The following is an 18,208-nucleotide window of genomic DNA, read 5'->3' on the forward strand; positions in this document are numbered from 1 at the left end:
ATCGTTGCTCCCCATTTTACCCGGAATTGCCGATACGCTGACATTGCCTCACAGGCCAATGGGTATTGTGAACCTACGATAACAATGGAGATCTCGACGGAGACGACACATGACAGCGGCATTTACGCAAGCGCGCTATACGGTGACCCCATTGGTCGCTGCCTTGCGTCGGTGTGCCGGTGCCTTCGGTTTGGTCTTCGCCTATAGCTGCGGCTATAATATCTTTCTGCTTGCTCCCTCCCTCTATCTTCTTCAGATCTATGATCGTGTTCTGTCGAGCCGCAGCGTCGATACTTTGTTGATGCTCACGATCATCATCGCGATAGCTGTTATTGTCGGGTCTCTGCTCGATATCGTACGCCGCGCCGCGCTTTCCCGGATCGGTAGCTGGCTCGACCGTCAATTGCGTCCTGTCGTCATGAATGCATCCTTCGAATATGCGGCGCGCACCGATGCCGGAACAGCCGCTGAAAATTATCGTGACCTTTCCGTTTTGCGCCAGTTTCTGGATTCCCCATCATGTGCGCTATTGTTCGATATTCCCTGGGCCCCAGTTTTTCTTGTGCTGCTTTTTCTGGTTCACCCGCTCCTCGGGTTTATCGGCTTGAGCAGTGCATTGTGCCTGCTGCTTTTGGCCTTGTTGAATGAATTCACGACGCGCGAATTGAATGAACAGGCAAATATTGCGCAGGCACGAAGCTATTCCCGCTTCACAATGGCTCTCAAATATATCGGTGTAATCCGCGCGATGGGGATGCAACATGGCGCAGCTCACCTCATTTATCGGGATGCCGAGGCTGTCAGAGCGGCTCAGGACGGTGTGGCACGTCGAACAGAGGTGCTTCAGGCATTCTCGAAATCGGTGCGTGCGTTGACGCAAATTTTGATGATGGGAGCCGCGACATGGCTCGTCCTCCAGAACAACAGCAACCCCGGAATTATTTTTGTCGCCAGTCTGTTGCTGGGGCGTGGACTGGCACCTGTAGAAGGCGCCATAGGCGCGTGGCGGGCACTGGCTTTCGTGCGCGGCGCATTCAACCGCCTGAATAAGATGCTCACTCTGGTTGCACCCGGAGACAACAAGCGAACCATTCTGCTACCGGAGCCCAAAGGCCAGCTCGTTCTCGACAATGTCGGCTATCGGTTCCCCTCATCGGATCGGTTCATCCTGCGAGGCGTATCGTTTCAGGTTGCTCCTGGCGATTGTGTTGCCTTGATCGGCCCTTCAGGATCGGGAAAATCCACTCTCGGACGAATTCTGGCCGGCGTTTCACGGCCCACCTGCGGATGTGCTCTTCTGGGCGGCATCGATATTTCACTGCTTCGCCATTGCGACAATGCCCGCCATATCGGCTATCTGCCGCAGGATATTGAACTTTTCGGCGGTGCGATCAAAGATGTCATCGGTCGGCTCGACAGCTCGGATCCGCGTAAGGTTATCGAAGCTGCCAAACTCGTCGGACTGCATGAGACGATCATGCGATTGCCGCAGGGATACGAAACCGATATCGGCGAAGGTGGCGCCTTGCTTCTGCGGGCGCAACGCCAGCAATTGGGACTGGCGCGCGCAGCCTATGGCAACCCTCCTCTCGTGGTCCTTGATGATCCGAATTCCAGTCTCGACTATGAGGGTGAGCGGCTGTTGTTCGACGCCATAGAGCGCATGAAGTGCAGGCAAATTACAATTGTGATCATCACGCATCGAATGGGCATTCTGCCCGTGACCGACAAAATCGCTGTGATGCGCGACGGTATGGTGAGCGCTTTTGGAGATAGCGAGAAAATCTTCGATGCTTTCCTTCGCGTCCCCGCGAAAACTGGACCGTAAGGGATGCCTCGTCATGACCCTCGTTCCCATCGAACTCCCGGTGAAGGTAGCAAATGCGTTGAAGTATTCGCTGCTGCTGGCTCATTTGCGGGCAATACAGCTGAAGCTCCCGTCTTTCCCGCTGTTGCTGCCTGGGAAAAACACTTTGCCAACGCCGCTTACATCACGGCCAAGGCTGCGCGGCGTGGCCTGGACAGGAAACCTGCTCGTATTGATATTCGTTGCAGGCTTCGGAATATGGGCAGTTTTCGCACCGCTTAAAAGTGCGGCGGTTGCTGTGGGTGTTGTCGAAGCGGAATCCAGCCGCAAGACCATTCAGCATCTGGAAGGTGGTATTGTTCAGCAGATCTATGTCCACAATGGAGATCTGGTTTCCAACGGCCAGACTCTGATCAAGCTGGACGATACCAAGCCCAGGACGGAGCTGGTTGGCATTCAGGGGCAGCTGTGGGACGCGCAGGCGAGCCGGGCTCGGCTGGTCGCTGAACAGGCGAACGAGATGCAACTTTTGTTTCCACCGGAGCTGGAACAACTCGCGCCGCATAACCCGGCCGTCAACGCCATTGTCGTCGGACAACGAAGAATATTTGAAGCCCGTCGCGACGTCTATCGATCTGAAATTGCCATAACGCACGAGAAAATGGGGCAGGTGAAGGAAGAGATAACCGGATTGGCAGCGCAAAAAATGGCCTTGTCGTCCCGCATCGAGATCACGCGCCAGCAACTGGACATGATAAACCCGCTTGTGAAAAAGGGACTCGAGCGCAAAACGAGCGTATTGAATCTCGCACGCGAGAAAGCTGATCTGGATGGACAGCTGGGAGAGACCATAGCTCAGATGTCCCGCGCTTATCAGGTGATCAATGAAGCACAGGCCAATCTCGTCAAGCTGGAGAGTGATCGCCAAAACGAGATCGCAAAGGAACTGCGCGAGACCGAAAACCAGCTTTTCCTGTTAAGCGAACGATACCGCGCAATCAACGATCAACTGATCCGGACAGATATCAAGGCGCCCGAGAACGGGATTGTCATGGATTTGCGCATTCACACGACGGGCGGCGTTATCGGGGCAGGCGAGCCGTTGCTGGATCTGGTGCCGCAGGATGGCAACATGATCGTGTCAGCGCATGTTCGGCCCGAGGATATCAACCTTGTGCGTCCCGGCTTGAACGCTCAGGTGCATCTTTTGCCCTATGATCAGCGACGCGTGCCTCTTCTGGAAGGACAAGTGACATATGTTTCGGCCGACCGGCTTATCGATAAACAGACCGGGCAGCCCTACTATGCCGCGACGATCCGCGTGACCGACGATGAACTGATGCAGGCCGGAGACGTGGAAATGATCCCCGGAATGCCTGTGCAGGCCCTGATAGAAACCGGGGAAAGCAGTGTCGCACTTTATGCTGTCAGGCCATTGCTGGACAGTTTTCACCGGGCTTTCCGCGAAAACTGAATTATCTGCGCCTATTGAATGGCGCTCCCATTGGCAGTCGCTTTGGCACCAAGCAACAGAACGACTTCAGTTCTGTTCTGAACATGTAGTTTACGCATAATATGCTGCAAGTGCATCTTCACGGTATTGCCGGAAAGATTGAGCTTCTCAGCAATGACCTTGTTTGAATGACCGCGCTGCAACTCAGTCAGAACGTCAACTTCCCGCGGTGTGAAACCGGTAATGGCTGGCTGGCACCAGCTGTAGTTCACACTATCGGTTCCATCGTCGGTCAATTCAGTCGTTGATCTGTCTTTGAGGGAGATCGTTGTTTGAATCGTACTCTGAGCGCCCTGCGGATGCGGACAGAATATGCCTCCCGCGAGCACCAGCCGAATGCCAGCCAGAGCGATCTCTACCGGAAGGGACGACGTAAAGAACCCTCGCACGCCCATTTTAATCGCTTGTGACTCCAGCAGAACATCGTCCTTGTCAGAGAAAAGGGCAATCGACGGCGCTTGAAAGTGGCTCTCAACGGTGAGGAGCTCTTCCCGCAGTGCGGAGCTATCCATCGCTCTGCCTCCCAGATCCAACGCAATAAGAGCTATGTCACGTCTGCTGGCTTTGACCAGTTCTGTTAAAGAGGCCATGCCAACGACATTACAATCGGCAAGTTCGTATTCCAGGAATTTCACGATGGATGTCCGCACGAGCGTATGTTTGGCCACGATGATCATGGTCCGACGTCTGCGCACTGTGCGCCGTATCTTTTCAAACTCGGTTGACACTGCAGGCTCCGTTTCTTCAATCGCCGGAGGTCTTCTCGACAGTTCCGAATGTCCATCGAATCTAGCATTCGATGGAGTAAAGGGATGCTCGCACTGTGTGTGAAGATTGGATATTATCCATACATCCTATCACAGATGATGGTGGGATTACCAAATAATCTTTGGTTTATATTCCATTTTCGTCTTTTAATAGAGATTATTTCAGATTAACATATGTTAATACAAGAAAAGTCGAAATGACAATCAAGAGTATATTTAAACTTACTTTGAAATACTCCGGTGCCGGAGCGCAGAAGTGAATAGGTGACCGGGAGGCCACCATGGCTCCTCAACAGGATTGGTTCAGCATAGGAAGCGTGGTTGCTCATCATCCCAGGCATATTGGGGTCGAGTGATAGATAGCAGCTGGGCGGCGGAGGTTATTGAAACCGCGCAGAGCCCGCAGATCAGGCGCTTTTTCAGCGCATGGGTATATGTGACCCAGGGCAATGTCGGTCATCCAATGAAAAAAGCCCCGGAAAACCGGGGCTGTTTCCTGTAGTGTCTGGGCACTTAGGCCAGTTCGCCAGCCAGCGCCTTTTTGATCAGCGCGCGGGTTTCGTCGATGCCGTAAAGCGCGACGAAGGAGCCGAAGCGCGGTCCGCGTTCCTGACCGATCAGCACTTCATAGAGCATCTGGAAGAAGGAAACCGAAACGCCGGGACCGCCTTCCGGGCTCTTCTTGGTGTGGTCCTGATAACGCTCAATGGCGCGGGCAACGTCGAGAATGGCATTCTGGATGTCGTTGCCATCGGTGCCGGCAGGCAGCGTTGCGAGCTTCGCATCCAGCGCTTCGAGCGCTGCGCGTTCCACATCGTCCGGCGCGCGGAACTGCTTGGTCGGCTTCACGAAATCGTTGAAGTAACGGATCGCATAGCCGACGAGCGCGTCGAGTTCCGGATTGTTTTCCGGCGTAACGCCCGGCACGTGGCGCGAGATAAAACCCCACAGCACAGCCGGATTTTCGGCATTCGATGCGCTGACCAGATTGAGCATCAGCGCGAAAGTGACTGGCAGGTTCACCTTCGGCGGGTTGCCGTAATGAATGTGCCAGACCGGATTGTTCAGCCGGTCCTTCCATTCCTGACGCTCATAGGCCGAGAGATAGGTGAAATATTCGTCCACCGCCTTCGGGATGACATCGAAGTAAAGCCGCTTGGCGGTCTTCGGCTTCTGAAAATTGTAAAGCGCAAGGCTTTCAGTCGGCGCATAGGCCAGCCATTCATCGATGGAAATGCCGTTGCCTTTGGACTTGGAAATCTTCTGGCCCAGCTCGTCGAGGAACAGTTCGTAGACGAAATGTTCCGGCGCGCGACCCCCGAGGATTTCGCAAATGCGGTCATAAACGCCCGCATTGGTCTGGTGGTCCTTGCCGAACATTTCGAAATCGACGCCGAGCGCTGCCCAGCGCATGCCGAAATCCGGCTTCCATTGCAGCTTCACCTTGCCGCCTGTGACGGACAGCGTGGTTTCAACGCCATCCTCATCGTCGAACGTGATGGTGCCAGCCTTGGCATCCACGCTCTTCATCGGCACGTAAAGCACGCGACCGGACTTCGGCGAGATCGGCAGGAACGGGCTGTAGGTCGCCTGACGCTCTTCGCCGAGCGTCGGCAGCATCACCTTCATGATGTCGTCATAGCGCTCGACAGCCTTGAGAAGCACGGCGTCGAACTTGCCGGACTGGTAATATTCCGTCGCGCTGGCGAATTCATAATCGAAGCCGAAAGTGTCGAGGAAGCGGCACAGCATGGCGTTGTTATGGTCCGCAAAGCTCTTGTAGTCGCCACCGAACGGGTTCGGAACGGCGGAAAGCGGCATCTGCAGATAGGGTTCAAGGGCTGCCTTGTCCGGCACGTTGTCCGGGATCTTGCGCATGCCGTCGAGGTCGTCGGAGAAGCAGATCAGGCGTGTTTTGACCTTGTCTTCGGTGAGGATGCGAAAGGCGTGGCGCACCATCGAGGTGCGCGCCACTTCGCCGAACGTGCCGATATGCGGCAGGCCGGAAGGGCCATAACCGGTCTCGAAAATCACCGTTTCCGGCAGGCCGGTCTTTGCATAGCGCTTGAGGATTTTCTTCGCTTCTTCAAAAGGCCATGCTTTCGCTTCCGCAGCCGCCGCGGTCAGTTCCGGGGTCAGCGTGATTTCGGGAAGGCGGTGCGAGGTCATGGTTTAATCCTGTGAAGAAAGTTTATTCATTGAAAACTTGCGCGCAAGGGAGGCGCATACTGCTCTATGGCGCGGCAACCACTGTCCGTCAACGGTTGCGACCGAATTTCCTTGCGCAACGGGATGCGGCTTCCTAACTTTCAAAACAATTTGGGCCGTTGAAGTTGATTCCGGCTATTGTTGTGCAGGAGTACCCGATGAAAAAGATCACCCAGCAGGATGCACTCGTCTATATTATGATTACGACGTCTGCCGCCGACACCACCATGACCGATGCCGAGCTGGAATCCATCGGCAATGTGGTGACGCGCCTGCCGGTTTTCCGCGGTTTCGATACCGGGCGCCTGCCGCAGATTGCCAATGATTGCTATGCGCTTCTTGCCGATGAAGACGGCCTGGAAAAAATTCTCGACCTTGCCCATGAAGCACTGCCGGAACGTCTCTACGATACGGCCTATGCGCTGGCTGTCGAAGTCGCTGCTGCCGATCTCCATGTGGAGCAGGAAGAACTGGAATTTCTCCAGATGCTGCGTGACCGCTGGACACTGGATGAACTGACCGTTGCCGCCATCGAACGCAGCGCCCGCGTGCGCTTCCGCAAACTTGAACCTGTTGTTTAGAGCCTGTTCCAAAAGCCATCCTGTGTGGCTGCAAATGGCAATTTGTCTGCGTTCCGGCGCTCATGTAGCTTTCTCTGGTGCATAGTCTTATCCGAAAAGTCTGCAACTTTTGGGGACCATGCTCAAAAGTACACTGCGCTCCGGTACTCGAAAATCACCATTTTCGCACACACATGCAGCTTTTTGATTCAGGCTCTTAAGCGCTGGTGGCTGAATAGGCTCGGCTTCCTTCATCCAGAACTGTCGAACCTCATCCTGAGCTTGTCGAAGGATCAGCAGTTGAATGCAAAACGGGCGGAAAATCCGCCCGTTTCCTTTATGGTTTCAGGAAATCAGCACACGACCGGGAGCCGTCGTGCCTTGCGCCCTTCCAGAGCGGCACGCATGATGCGGGCAGCTTCTGCAAATGTGGGCGTTTCCTTCCAGTGTTCAGCATGGATGATGCCGGTCGGAACGATATCCCTCAGCGCTTCCAGCGTGTGGCGCGGCACCATGTCGGTGCAGTTCCACAGGCGGCGGAAGATGACACTGATCCGTGTGACCTTGCCGTTGACCTGAACGGACGGTTCGGTCGTTTCCAGAGCCCAATCTTCATAAGCATCGACCGCATCCTGGAATGCATGATGCAGATAGATCGGTGCGTGACCGTCATGAAGCGGGGGCAGCAAACTAGACATTTCTGTTTCCTCTCTTCCAATGGGTTCAGCTTTCAGGGGGCATTTGCCGCCAGATGAATGAAATGGGGCGCACAAATGCATTCAAATAAGAGCCATGAATTGCTCTTCAGTGGTCTATGCGTGCCGTGTCGAAATGGAAGCTCACGAAATACGACAACACATAATTAACCATGATCTACGGAAGAAGCCCTGTTTGGCAAGAGGGGATTTTCTTTAAATTGGGTTTAATCGAAAAAATAATTCAAACGCATAGGTTGAAATACTTCAATAATAAGCTAGCAAATAATTGAAATATTATTTTTACTTGACGGTTAAAGATGCCGGAAAGCGAAGTGTTTTTCGATATTTATTGTTCCGGTAACAGGTTTTGATCCTGTCATTTACGGGTGACTGGTATAAAAAGTCGTCAAATGAAAATGTGATTGCGGGGCAATGGATATGGTTCAACTGGTTCTGTCACGTAGGGCTTTTCTGGCGGGATCGACCGCTTTGGCCGCTGTCGCCGTCTGGCCGCAACGGTCGAATGCGGCTGGTGAAGCGCAGAAAGGCGGGCGACTGGTCGTGGCCGCAGATTCAGAGCCACGTAATCTGAACCCGGCCATCGTGGCCTCCAATGGCGTTTTCTTTGTCGCAAGCAAGGTGATCGAACCTCTGGCGGAAGCGTCCTTCGAGGGCGAAAATGGTCTCGCGCCACGGCTTGCCACGAGCTGGGAAGGTTCGACCGACGGGCTGACGGCGACGTTCCACCTGCGCGAAGGCGTCAAATGGCATGACGGCACGCCTTTCACATCGGCGGATGTGGCATTTTCGGCCATGGAAGTCTGGAAACCGCTGCAAAACCTGGGACGTGTCGTGTTCAAGGCGCTGGAGAAGGTCGAAACGCCGGATGACCTCACTGCCGTTTTCCATTTCTCCGAGCCGACGCCCTTCCAGCTTATCCGCAATGCCCTGCCGGCGCTGACGGCAGTGCTGCCGAAGCATGTCTTCGCGGGCAGTGACGTCATGGCCAACCCGGCCAATGAAAAGCTCGTAGGCACCGGCCCGTTCAAATATGCCGAACATAAGACCGGCGAATATTACCGGCTGACACGCAACGACGATTATTGGGGCGAGGGTGAGCCTTATCTGGACGAGATTGTCTATCGCGTGCTGCCGGATCGCGCCGCAGCGGCTGGCGCGCTGGAGGCCGAAGAAATCGACCTCGCCGCCTTTTCCGCCGTGCCGCTCGCCGATCTGGACCGCATTTCGAAGGTTCCGGGCCTCACGGTCATCTCCAAGGGCTATGAGGCGTTGACCTACCAGCTCGTGGTGGAAATCAACCACCGCCGCAAGGAACTGGCGAACCTGAAGGTTCGGCAGGCAATCGCCCATGTCATCGATCGTGATTTCGTGGTGAAGACAATTTTCCTCGGTTACGCCAAGACCTCGACCGGTCCTGTACCGCGTTATGACAGCCAGTTCTATACCGATGACGTGCCGTCCTATCCGTTCAACGTCGCGAAAGCGAATGCGCTTCTGGACGAGGCTGGTTACGAGCGGGGCAAGGACGGAACGCGCTTCACGCTCAAGCTTCTTCCGGCGCCCTATTTCAACGAAACGAAACAGTTCGGTGATTATCTGCGGCAGGCGCTTGCGGCGGTCGGCATTGATGCACGCATCGTCAACAACGATTCCGCCGCGCACCAGAAGGCAGTTTACACTGACCACGATTTTGATCTGGCCATTGCGCCGACGGTTTATCGTGGTGATCCGGCCATATCCACGACAATTCTGGTTGAGGGCGGTATCCCGGCAGGCGTGCCGTTTTCCAATCAAGGCGGCTATGCCAATGCTGAACTGGACGCGCTGATCGCCAAATCCGCACGCGAAATCGATGAGAAAAAGCGCACGGCGCTCTATCATCAGTTCCAGCAGATGGTGGACGCAGATTTGCCGCTCATCAATGTTGCGGAATGGGGTTTCATCACCGTAGCCAGCGACCGCGTGAAGAATGTTTCCAGCAATCCGCGCTGGGTAGTTTCCAACTGGGCGGATACGTGGCTGGAACAGTGACGAACCTCGTGGATTGATTGTATCCTGCCACCGTGAAACAGATTCTGGCCCTTTTCCGCAAACGATTGATCAGCAGCATTATGGTGCTGGTGATTGTCATTGTCGGCTGCTTTTTTATGTTGGAAAGCGCGCCGGGCGATGCCGTCGACGCTTATGCCGTAACATTCGGCGGTGATGCGGCAACGATTGCAGAAATGCGGGCGCGCTGGGGACTGGATCAGTCGGTCTGGCATCGGCTCGGGGCCTATCTGGCAACCCTTGTGCAGGGTAATCTTGGCTGGTCCGTCAGTTTCAACCGGCCCATTCTCGACGTTATTCTGGAGCGCCTGCCCAACACGCTTCTATTAATGGGCGCGGCGACTGCCTTGTCTTTTGCCGTGGGGTCGCTCCTTGGCATCGTGGCAGGGGCGAAGCCCGGAAGTTTTAGCGACCGGTTTCTTTCCGTTGCATCGCTGGTTCTTTATGCGATCCCCGGTTTCTGGCTGGCGCTCGTGCTGGTCATCCTGTTTTCGATCAGGCTGCGCTGGTTGCCGTCGAGCGGCATTGAAACAATCGCTTCCGACAAGCACGGGTTGGCGCGGGCAGGCGACATTGCGGTCCATCTGGTGTTGCCGGTCGTTTCGCTGGCGGTGATCTATCTGGCGCTTTACCTGCGGGTCATGCGCGCCGCCATGGCCGACATATGGCGCATGGATTTCGTGCGCGCCTTGCGGGCGAGGGGCATTTCGCATTCGCGTATTGTCCTGCGCCACGTGGCGCGGAATGCATTGTTGCCGCTCTTTACCGTGCTGGGCTTGCAGGCCGCATCCATGCTCGGCGGCAGCGTGGTGATCGAAAGCGTTTTCGCCGTGCCGGGGCTGGGGCGGCTTGCACAGGAGGCCGTCGCAAGCCGCGATACGCCGCTTCTGCTCGGAGTCATTCTGATCAGCGCCGTCATGGTGATCGTGGTGAATTTCCTTATCGACCTGATCTATCTCTGGCTTGATCCGCGTATCGCTGCCGGAGGCGGTAGGGCATGAGCGGGGCTAAACGTTATTTCAGAACGGGTGAGGGTATAGCAGGTGCAATCCTGCTGGTGCTGCTCGTGCTGGCAGCACTTGCCGCTCCGCTACTCTTTCCCGCAGATCCTTTAAGTATTGTCTCAACGCCGCTGCTGCAACCCTTTGACAATGCAGATTTTATTCTTGGAACTGACCGGTTGGGACGTGATGTTCTGGCTGAGCTTTTCTATGGTGCGCGCACATCGCTTGCAGTCGGGCTGGCCGCGGCCTGCGCCGCAGTCGTCCTCGGCAGCATTGTGGGGACGCTGGCCGGTTTTGCGGGCGGTATCGTCGATGAAGTCCTGATGCGGATTACGGAAGCCTTCCAGACCGTGCCGGGCTTTCTGCTGGCGCTGGCGCTGGTCAGCATTGCCGGGCCGTCGCTGCCGGTGCTGATTGCAGCAATTGCACTTTCAAGCTGGACGCAGGCTGCGCGCCTCACACGCGGGCAGGTGCTCACAATTCGCGAAAGCGATTACGTGGCGTCGGCTCGCGTCATCGGCATGCATCCGATGGAAATCGCTTTCCGCCAGATATTGCCCAATGCTCTGCCACCGGTTCTGGCGCTGGTGCCGGTGATCGTCGCTTCCGCCATATTGATCGAAGCGGCCTTGTCCTTTCTGGGCTTGGGCGATCCGAACCGCGTCACCTGGGGCGGCATGATCGCCGAGGGTCGCACGGTCCTGCGTTCCGCCCCCTGGCTTTCGATCTTGCCGGGACTGGCACTGGCGTTCACTGTCGTCGGTGTCTATCTGGCGGGCGAAGGACTGACGAACGCCTTGTCCCGGCGCGAGGTGCAGTCATGACGGTGATCGTCCGGCTGGAACAGCTTTCCGTGCGCTATGGCCGTGAAACGGCGCTGGAGAACATCGATCTTGATGTCCGACGTGGTGAAACTCTGGCAATCATCGGCGAAAGCGGTTCGGGCAAAAGCACGCTGGCGCTCGCGCTGGCCTCGCTCCTGCCGGGGAATGCAAGCATTTCGGGCAATATGGAATGGGCAGACGGTAAGCTGCTGCCGGGACGCGACATTGGCTTCGTGTTTCAGGACCCGGCATCGAGCTTCGACCCACTGATGACGGTGGGCGCGCAACTTGTCGAGACCATTCGCGCCCACACAAAAATTGACCGAGCGGCAGCGAAAGCCAAAGCAGTAAGCCTTTTACAGCGGGTTCACATTCCGCAACCCGAAGCAAGTTTTTCGCGCTATCCGCACCAGTTTTCGGGCGGGCAGAAACAGCGTATCGCGATTGCGCTCGCCATTGCCGCCGGGCCGCGCCTGCTGATCGCGGATGAGCCGACAAGCGCGCTCGACACCATTGTGCAGAAGGAGATTGTCTCTCTTCTGCAGGAACTGGTGCGCGCAGACGGAATGACGCTGATCTTCATCACCCATGATATTGCTTTGGCATCGGGACTGGCGGATCGCATCGCGGTTTTCCGGCGGGGTGTGCTGGTGGAACTTGGCCCCGCTCGAACGATCATTTCTGACCCACAAACAGATTACACGAAAGCGCTGATCACCGCCGTGCCGGTGCTGGAGGCGGCCCATGGCTGATCCGCTTCTGAATGCAGATCAGCTTGTGGTTCGCTATGGCGACGCCCTTGCGCTTGACGGCGTCAGCCTGACGATCCAGCCGGGCGAGACACTGGCGCTGGTCGGTCCGTCTGGCAGCGGCAAGTCCACGCTGGCGCGGGCACTGCTGCGACTTCACCCGCTTGCAAGCGGTACAATCCGTTTTGAAGGCGAGGACTGGCTGGCGCTCAAAGGGGCTAGTCTCCGCAAGCAGCGGGCGCGCATGCAGATGGTGTTTCAGGACCCGCTCTCGGCTTTTAATCCACGTGCGAGCGTCTACGATCTCTTACGCGAACCGCTGCGCATTCATGGGCTGAAACGCGATATTGCCAGTCTTCTGCAAGCGGTGGGGCTTGATCCGGCACTGGCCCGGCGCGGCGTCCAAGAGATTTCCGGTGGGCAGCGCCAGCGCGTCGCAATTGCGCGGGCGCTTGCAACTACTCCGTCGCTGATCGTGCTGGACGAGGCTGTTTCGGCGCTCGACGTCACCGTACGCGGCGCCATTCTCAACCTTTTGCGGGATATACAGAAAGCCGAACAGACAGCCTATCTCTTCATCACGCATGATCTCGCAGTGGCAGCGCAGATGGCGGACCGTATCGCGGTGATGGAACGCGGGCAGATTGTTGAATGCCGCCCGACGCGGGAGCTGATAGCGGCACCGCAAGCGCCTGTTACAAAGGCGCTCATCGAAGCGGTGCCGCGTCTCTCAGTTTAGCTTTTGCCCAGTTCCACCGAACGCTTGCGAGCCGCTTCCACCGCTTCGGCCACCAGCGTCTTGAGGCGGTCGCCGCCCATCAGAACTTCGAGCGCGGCAGCGGTGGTGCCGTTCGGGCTTGTCACCTGTTCGCGCAGCTTTGACGGCGTGTCCGTGCTGGCATCGGCCAGCGCGCCTGCACCCATCACCGTCTGCATGGCCAGCAAAGCTGCCGTTTCCTGCGGCAGACCGGCGGTCACACCGGCATCGGTCAGCGCCTCGATGAAGTGGAACACATAGGCAGGCCCGGAACCCGAAACGGCGGTTACAACGTCCATCAGCACTTCATCGTCAACACTTGCGACCTTGCCGGATGTCTCAAGCAGGCGGCCTACGAAGACTTCGTTCTCGTCGGTCACATTGGCGTTCTTGTAGGTGACGAGCATCCCCTTGCCGATGGCGGCAGGCGTGTTCGGCATACAGCGAAGCACGGCTGCATCGTGACCAAGCTTGCTTTCAAAAAGGGCGACCGGAATACCGGCTGCAACACTGACGAAAGTGGCAGCGGGTGCGAAGCGCTTATAGGCTGGCAGAACCTGTGCCATGACCTGCGGCTTGACCGCCACGAGAACCATACGCGGCTTCAGATCGCCGGGCAGGGCTTCAGCATCGGCAAATGCATGGACGCCAGCACCAGCGGCGCGATCGCGAAGCGCTTCGGTCGGCTCCACGACATAAACGTCTTTTGCCTTGAGGATACCGCTATCGAGCCAGCCTTTCAGCATGGCGAAGCCCATATTGCCGCAACCGACCAGAATTACCGTGTCATGCATATTGATTGTTCCACCTTTGGATTTCATTTGGACATGGCCCGCGATGGTATAGCCCCGCCTTATTACACTCCGCAAGTATATGCGGCGTATCCACGAATTTCTGAGGTTAAATCATTGATCGCCCAAAATATATCGACCAATATGAACCAAAGTTGAGTGAAGCTTCGGAGGGGAAGAATGGATCCGGCTTTGACAACGGGTGTGCCGCCAGCCGAAGCCTTTGGCCATGTCCGCATCATCATAGGCATGATCCTCGGCCTGTGTGTTTCACGCCTTTTGACTGGATTGGCACGCTTTATCCAGCATCCCGGCAAGCAGAAAATTTACCCGGTCCATCTGGCTTGGGTGGGTTTCATCCTGCTTTCGGTCATCCATTTCTGGTGGTTCGAGTTCAGCTTGCGAACCATTCCGCTCTGGACTTTCGAGAAGTATCTGTTCGTAATCTTCTATGCCGGATTGTATTTCCTGCTCTGCACGCTGCTCTTCCCCGACAGTATGGAAGAATATACCGGCTACCGCGATTACTTCATTTCCCGGCGCAAGTGGTTTTTCGGCATTCTGGCGCTGGTCTATGTGGCCGATTTCATCGATACGTTGTTGAAGGGAGCCGATCACTACCGGCTCTATGGCACTGAATATCCGATTCAGGTTGCAGGCTTTATCCTGTTCAGTCTGATTGCGGTGTTCTGGGATAACCGGCGCTATCATGCGATTTTCGCCGCCGCCGCGCTGATTTACCAGATCACCTTCACACTGCGCCACTTCGCGACGTTGAGTTAGAGCATGTCTTTATCCCGCAACGATAGGATAAAGACATGCGTAGAAACAAAGAGATAGAGTATTTCTGATGGTGCAATCAAAACAGGAAATGCTCTAACGCTTTTCGGCATTGCGCCGGGTTTCCGCGTCCACGATTTCGCGGAACTGGCGTAGCAGCGGGTGGCGCGCTGTCTGCTTGACGCCGTAGTCGAGATTGAATGCATAATCAAAATCCGGCGGATTGAGCCCGATATTATGCTGCATCATGGTTTCGAGCTTGTCGAAGCCCTTGGCAAAAATAGCTTCAGTCGATTTGCCTTCGCTGTAATCCGCCCACAGCTCCATGATTTCTGCGCGCAGATCCTCCGGCAGCGGGGCACACAGCGTCATGAGGTCCGTTTTTTCGCGCTCGGCTCGCCCGTCATCGGCAGATTGGTGGATTGCGGGCACATCGCCGGAAATCGCCTCGCCCAGATCGTGGACGATGCACATCTTGATGAGTTTCAGCCGGTCGCAATCGCCCAGCTCGCGGTCGAACAGCGTAACTAGAAGGCATAGCCGCCAGCTATGTTCGGCGGTGCTTTCCGGTCGGCCCTGTGAGGTATGACCGGATCGCAAAGTGCTTTTCAGCCGCTCTGCATTCTGGATAAACTCGATTATGCCACTCAGCCGCTCTGGATCGGTCGGGTACTCCGTTTCGGTGCTCACAACGGCCTCCTGATTTATCTGTATGAATCAATACATATAATTGCAATTTTAACGATTTATTTGCCATGATGAATACTAATCTGGATTAATAGCCACGGGTGAAAAACGGGACGGAGCGATGGTGGAAAGGGACGGAGAAAGGAGACGTGCCGCTGCGCGCCCACTTCTGGCCTATGCGCCGGAATTCCTTGTGCCTGTGCCATCCGCTCGCGCGACCGAAGACAATGACGAAGAGCGCGAACATCAAAGGCGCCGCGAGGAGTTGCTCCGCCGCAAACAGGATTTGTTAGACGCTGAAGCGAGCGAGCGAGTTGATCCGAAGGCGGATATGCAGGGCCGGATGAATGCCGTGCGGGAGGCGCTGCAAGCCAATCTCGACGGTGCACCGGTCAAGACGCAACCCGCGCCAGCTGCCCCCACATCAACCATCGTCCCGAAGCTTGAAAAGCCGCTACAATTGCCACGCCGCAGGCGTCGCTGGGGGCTTCTGGCGGGTTTCACAATGCTGGGCGGAATTATCGGAACCGCATATGCTGTTCTGGAGCCGCCCCAATATAGCGCGACAGCATCCTTGCAGGTTTTCCCGCCCGAGCGACGGAGCGAAATTGCCTCGAATGCCGTGCTTGAGCGCGCTGCACAGATGGCGCGCATTGAACGTGCAGCCGATCTCGGCGCTCCTTCATTTCTGGAGGAATTGCACTTTCGCCTGACCCTATTGTTGCCCGAAGACCAGCAATCTCCGGCCCTGGCCGGACACAAAAAGATGTCGGGTGCGCAATTGCTGCGCCAGCGTCTTGATTTTACACAGGCACTCGACAGCGGCACGGTCAATGTCGAGGCTATGGCTGACAGGCCGGAAACGGCAGCACTTTTGGCCAATGCCGTTGCACAGGCGTTTCGCGATCATCTGCAGGGTGGCGCGGAACTGAGCGGGTCTGAGGGTGATCTTCCGACGCGCCTGCAAAGTCTGGAAACAGACGCCGAAGCGGCGCAGCAGGCGGCAACTGCTTTTCGCGTCAGCCGCGATTTTGGCGACGACGACAACAAGGCCGCACTTCAACGTGAATTCGCCGACAGCAAGGCCGAGACAGCGCGCATCGCAGCGGAGGCCAACAGCCTGAACGGCGCGACTGCGGAGAGCCTCGCCGGTAAGGGCGTGCCTGAAACCATGCGATCTGGAGCGTTGGGTGCTCTGGTGGAGCGTTATCGCGCTGCAGGGCAGGGGGCTGACGCGAACCAGATCGAAGCGGAAATCGACAAGGAGATTTCCAGCCAGCGTAGTGTGTTACAGGCCGATCTTAAGAATGCAGTCGAACGCGAGCAAAAGGCAGCAGCTGCTATTGCCGGTTTCGGCTCGACGCCTGCCACGGACGAAGACAAAGCACGCCTGCAGATGCTGGAACGCGATGCGGCGGCAAAGCAGGCGCTGTTTGAAGATTTGCAGATGCGTGCGGCACGGGGCGAACCTGCCTCGGCGGGGTCTGCTGCGACAGTGCGGATCGTTACGCCAGCGATGGCGGAACCGAACCCGCGCACTCTCTCTCCACAAGGGATTATCGCCCTTGGACTGCTGGGCGGGTTTTTGCTTGGCCTTCTTGCGATGATGCTGGCCGGTCGCAAGCCCCGATCGTCGGTCAGAAGCGAAGCCGATCCGGACGAGGTACTGGAACCCTATGGCGAAACCCGGCTTGCTGCCGTTATCCGCGAAGCCAATGCGCGCTGGGAAGCCGAGAATGAAGGCACCAACAGCACCAGGGAAAATGCCGCCCTCGGTCGTGCCATCGATGATGTGCGCTCATCCCGTGTCGCAAAGTCCTGACCGGTTCTCGCAGGACTTTCCGTTCTGAAACTTCATAAAATCCTGCATTGTCGCGCATTCGCCAATTGTCATCGGGCATCATGACGCTTATGGGCATGTGTACGAAAAAGATGTCGTGTATCTCCCAGACACTTAAGCCCGATATCACAAAAGAACGGAGCGCTCGCTATGGCTCAATTGATTGATGGCAAGAAGCTCGCCGAGGATGTGGTTTCCACGGTGAAGACCGAAACCGAAAAGCTCGTGGCCGCAACCGGCATCGTGCCCGGCATTGCGGTGGTGATTGTCGGTGAAGACCCGGCAAGTCAGGTCTATGTCGCTTCCAAGAGCAAGAAGGCCAAGGAATGCGGTTTCCACTCGGTGCAGCACGATCTGCCGGAAACGGCGTCGGAGCAGGAGCTTCTCGACCTGATCGAGAGTTTGAACAACGATCCCGCCATTCACGGCATTCTGGTGCAGTTGCCGCTGCCGAAGCACATCGACTCGGGCCGGGTGATCCAGACCATTTCACCCGACAAGGATGTCGATGGCTTTCACTTTATCAATGTCGGCAAGCTTGGCACCGGCGAAGTTGAAACGGCTTTCGTTCCCTGCACGCCCGCGGGCGCGATGATCATGATTGAGCGCATCCATGGCCATGATCTTTCGGGCCTTAATGCCGTGGTAATCGGTCGCTCCAACATTGTTGGCAAGCCGATGTTCAATCTTCTGCTCGCTGCCAATGCAACCGTTACGGTTGCGCACAGCCGCACGAAAGACCTGCCCGCGATTGCCCGCACTGCGGATATTCTGGTGGCGGCGGTCGGACGCCCGCAAATGGTCAAGGGCGATTGGGTCAAGCCGGGCGCAACGGTGATCGACGTCGGTATCAATCGCATTCCGGCACCGGAACGGGGCGAGGGTAAGACGCGACTGGTCGGCGATGTCGATTTCGCGGAAGCCGAAAAAGTTGCCGGAGCGATCACGCCAGTTCCAGGTGGCGTCGGTCCGATGACCATCGCCATGCTGATGGCCAACACGCTGACTGCGGCCTGCCGCACTGCTGGCGTGAAAAAGCCAGTTTTTTGACACAATTGAGCCGCGCTTTTTGCGCAGTTTTATTCCGGTTTTGATGGTTTGAGAGGCAAAACAGCTGAAATCGCTGTTTTGCCTTAATTTCATTCGGACTGTT

General features: G+C 56.5%; 16 protein-coding genes. 11 read left to right on the forward strand and 5 right to left on the reverse strand.

Going from position 1 to position 18,208, the window contains the following annotated elements:
• Positions 1 to 109 precede the first annotated feature (109 nt).
• The gene (locus tag ABDF71_RS22340) at positions 110 to 1,828 is read left to right on the forward strand and encodes a type I secretion system permease/ATPase (protein ID WP_052174248.1); all 1,719 of its coding nucleotides are present in this window, start codon (positions 110 to 112) and stop codon (positions 1,826 to 1,828) included.
• A gap of 13 nt (positions 1,829 to 1,841) precedes the next feature.
• On the forward strand, positions 1,842 to 3,281 hold the full coding sequence (locus ABDF71_RS22345; protein WP_258124820.1) for an HlyD family type I secretion periplasmic adaptor subunit: 1,440 nt from the start codon (positions 1,842 to 1,844) through the stop codon (positions 3,279 to 3,281).
• 11 nt (positions 3,282 to 3,292) lie between these two features.
• Here ABDF71_RS22345 and ABDF71_RS22350 read toward each other — a convergent pair whose 3' ends face one another.
• Both ABDF71_RS22350 and ABDF71_RS22355 read right to left on the reverse strand, forming a co-directional pair.
• A complete protein-coding gene (locus tag ABDF71_RS22350) occupies positions 3,293 to 3,997 on the reverse strand; it encodes a response regulator transcription factor (protein WP_258124819.1) in 705 nt (234 codons plus the stop codon).
• 603 nt (positions 3,998 to 4,600) lie between these two features.
• A complete protein-coding gene (locus ABDF71_RS22355; RefSeq protein WP_010659158.1) occupies positions 4,601 to 6,256 on the reverse strand; it encodes a lysine--tRNA ligase in 1,656 nt (551 codons plus the stop codon).
• A gap of 197 nt (positions 6,257 to 6,453) precedes the next feature.
• On the opposite strand from ABDF71_RS22355, the gene ABDF71_RS22360 reads away from it, so the two are divergent.
• Positions 6,454 to 6,876: a tellurite resistance TerB family protein gene (locus ABDF71_RS22360; protein ID WP_258124818.1), complete on the forward strand. Its 423-nt coding sequence runs from the start codon at positions 6,454 to 6,456 to the stop codon at positions 6,874 to 6,876.
• A gap of 332 nt (positions 6,877 to 7,208) precedes the next feature.
• On the opposite strand, the gene ABDF71_RS22365 is transcribed toward ABDF71_RS22360, so the two are convergent.
• Positions 7,209 to 7,553 carry a BRA0787 family protein gene (locus ABDF71_RS22365; RefSeq protein ID WP_010659156.1) on the reverse strand — a complete coding sequence of 115 codons (345 nt, stop codon included), beginning with the start codon at positions 7,551 to 7,553 and terminating at the stop codon, positions 7,209 to 7,211.
• A gap of 438 nt (positions 7,554 to 7,991) precedes the next feature.
• Between ABDF71_RS22365 and ABDF71_RS22370 the strand changes: the two genes are divergently transcribed.
• Genes ABDF71_RS22370 through ABDF71_RS22390 form a run of 5 tightly spaced genes read left to right on the forward strand, consistent with a single transcriptional unit; the run spans position 7,992 to position 12,939 of the window.
• On the forward strand, positions 7,992 to 9,605 hold the full coding sequence (locus ABDF71_RS22370) for an ABC transporter substrate-binding protein (RefSeq protein ID WP_258124817.1): 1,614 nt from the start codon (positions 7,992 to 7,994) through the stop codon (positions 9,603 to 9,605).
• A gap of 17 nt (positions 9,606 to 9,622) precedes the next feature.
• Complete coding sequence (locus tag ABDF71_RS22375; protein ID WP_151663249.1) at positions 9,623 to 10,624, forward strand: ABC transporter permease; 1,002 nt, start codon at positions 9,623 to 9,625, stop codon at positions 10,622 to 10,624.
• Positions 10,621 to 11,451, forward strand: a complete 831-nt coding sequence (locus ABDF71_RS22380) for an ABC transporter permease (protein ID WP_258124816.1) — start codon at positions 10,621 to 10,623, stop codon at positions 11,449 to 11,451. Before ABDF71_RS22375 ends, ABDF71_RS22380 begins: the two co-directional genes overlap by 4 nt.
• On the forward strand, positions 11,448 to 12,203 hold the full coding sequence (locus ABDF71_RS22385) for an ABC transporter ATP-binding protein (protein WP_036587566.1): 756 nt from the start codon (positions 11,448 to 11,450) through the stop codon (positions 12,201 to 12,203). Before ABDF71_RS22380 ends, ABDF71_RS22385 begins: the two co-directional genes overlap by 4 nt.
• Entirely contained in the window at positions 12,196 to 12,939 is a 744-nt protein-coding gene (locus tag ABDF71_RS22390; protein WP_258124815.1) for an ABC transporter ATP-binding protein, read from the forward strand. The genes ABDF71_RS22385 and ABDF71_RS22390 overlap by 8 nt, the downstream gene beginning before the upstream one ends.
• Here ABDF71_RS22390 and proC read toward each other — a convergent pair.
• Positions 12,936 to 13,751, reverse strand: coding sequence for a pyrroline-5-carboxylate reductase (gene proC / locus ABDF71_RS22395; RefSeq protein WP_151663246.1), 816 nt, complete (start codon positions 13,749 to 13,751; stop codon positions 12,936 to 12,938). The genes ABDF71_RS22390 and proC overlap by 4 nt on opposite strands.
• Positions 13,752 to 13,928: 177 nt before the next feature.
• Here proC and ABDF71_RS22400 point away from each other — a divergent pair, with 177 nt between their 5' ends.
• Positions 13,929 to 14,531 carry a hypothetical protein gene (locus ABDF71_RS22400; protein ID WP_010659149.1) on the forward strand — a complete coding sequence of 201 codons (603 nt, stop codon included), beginning with the start codon at positions 13,929 to 13,931 and terminating at the stop codon, positions 14,529 to 14,531.
• Between the two features lie 93 nt (positions 14,532 to 14,624).
• Here the strand turns inward: ABDF71_RS22400 and ABDF71_RS22405 are convergent, their stop codons facing one another.
• Positions 14,625 to 15,218: an HD domain-containing protein gene (locus tag ABDF71_RS22405; protein WP_258124814.1), complete on the reverse strand. Its 594-nt coding sequence runs from the start codon at positions 15,216 to 15,218 to the stop codon at positions 14,625 to 14,627.
• 118 nt (positions 15,219 to 15,336) lie between these two features.
• Here ABDF71_RS22405 and ABDF71_RS22410 point away from each other — a divergent pair, with 118 nt between their 5' ends.
• Both ABDF71_RS22410 and folD read left to right on the forward strand, forming a co-directional pair.
• A complete protein-coding gene (locus tag ABDF71_RS22410) occupies positions 15,337 to 17,037 on the forward strand; it encodes a GumC domain-containing protein (RefSeq protein ID WP_258124813.1) in 1,701 nt (566 codons plus the stop codon).
• 168 nt (positions 17,038 to 17,205) lie between these two features.
• On the forward strand, positions 17,206 to 18,105 hold the full coding sequence (gene folD / locus ABDF71_RS22415) for a bifunctional methylenetetrahydrofolate dehydrogenase/methenyltetrahydrofolate cyclohydrolase FolD (RefSeq protein WP_258124812.1): 900 nt from the start codon (positions 17,206 to 17,208) through the stop codon (positions 18,103 to 18,105).
• Positions 18,106 to 18,208: the final 103 nt, after the last annotated feature.

The sequence above is a fragment of the Ochrobactrum sp. WV_118_8 genome, from assembly GCF_039631535.1.
In the GTDB taxonomy this organism is placed as follows: Bacteria; Pseudomonadota; Alphaproteobacteria; order Rhizobiales; family Rhizobiaceae; genus Brucella; species Brucella anthropi.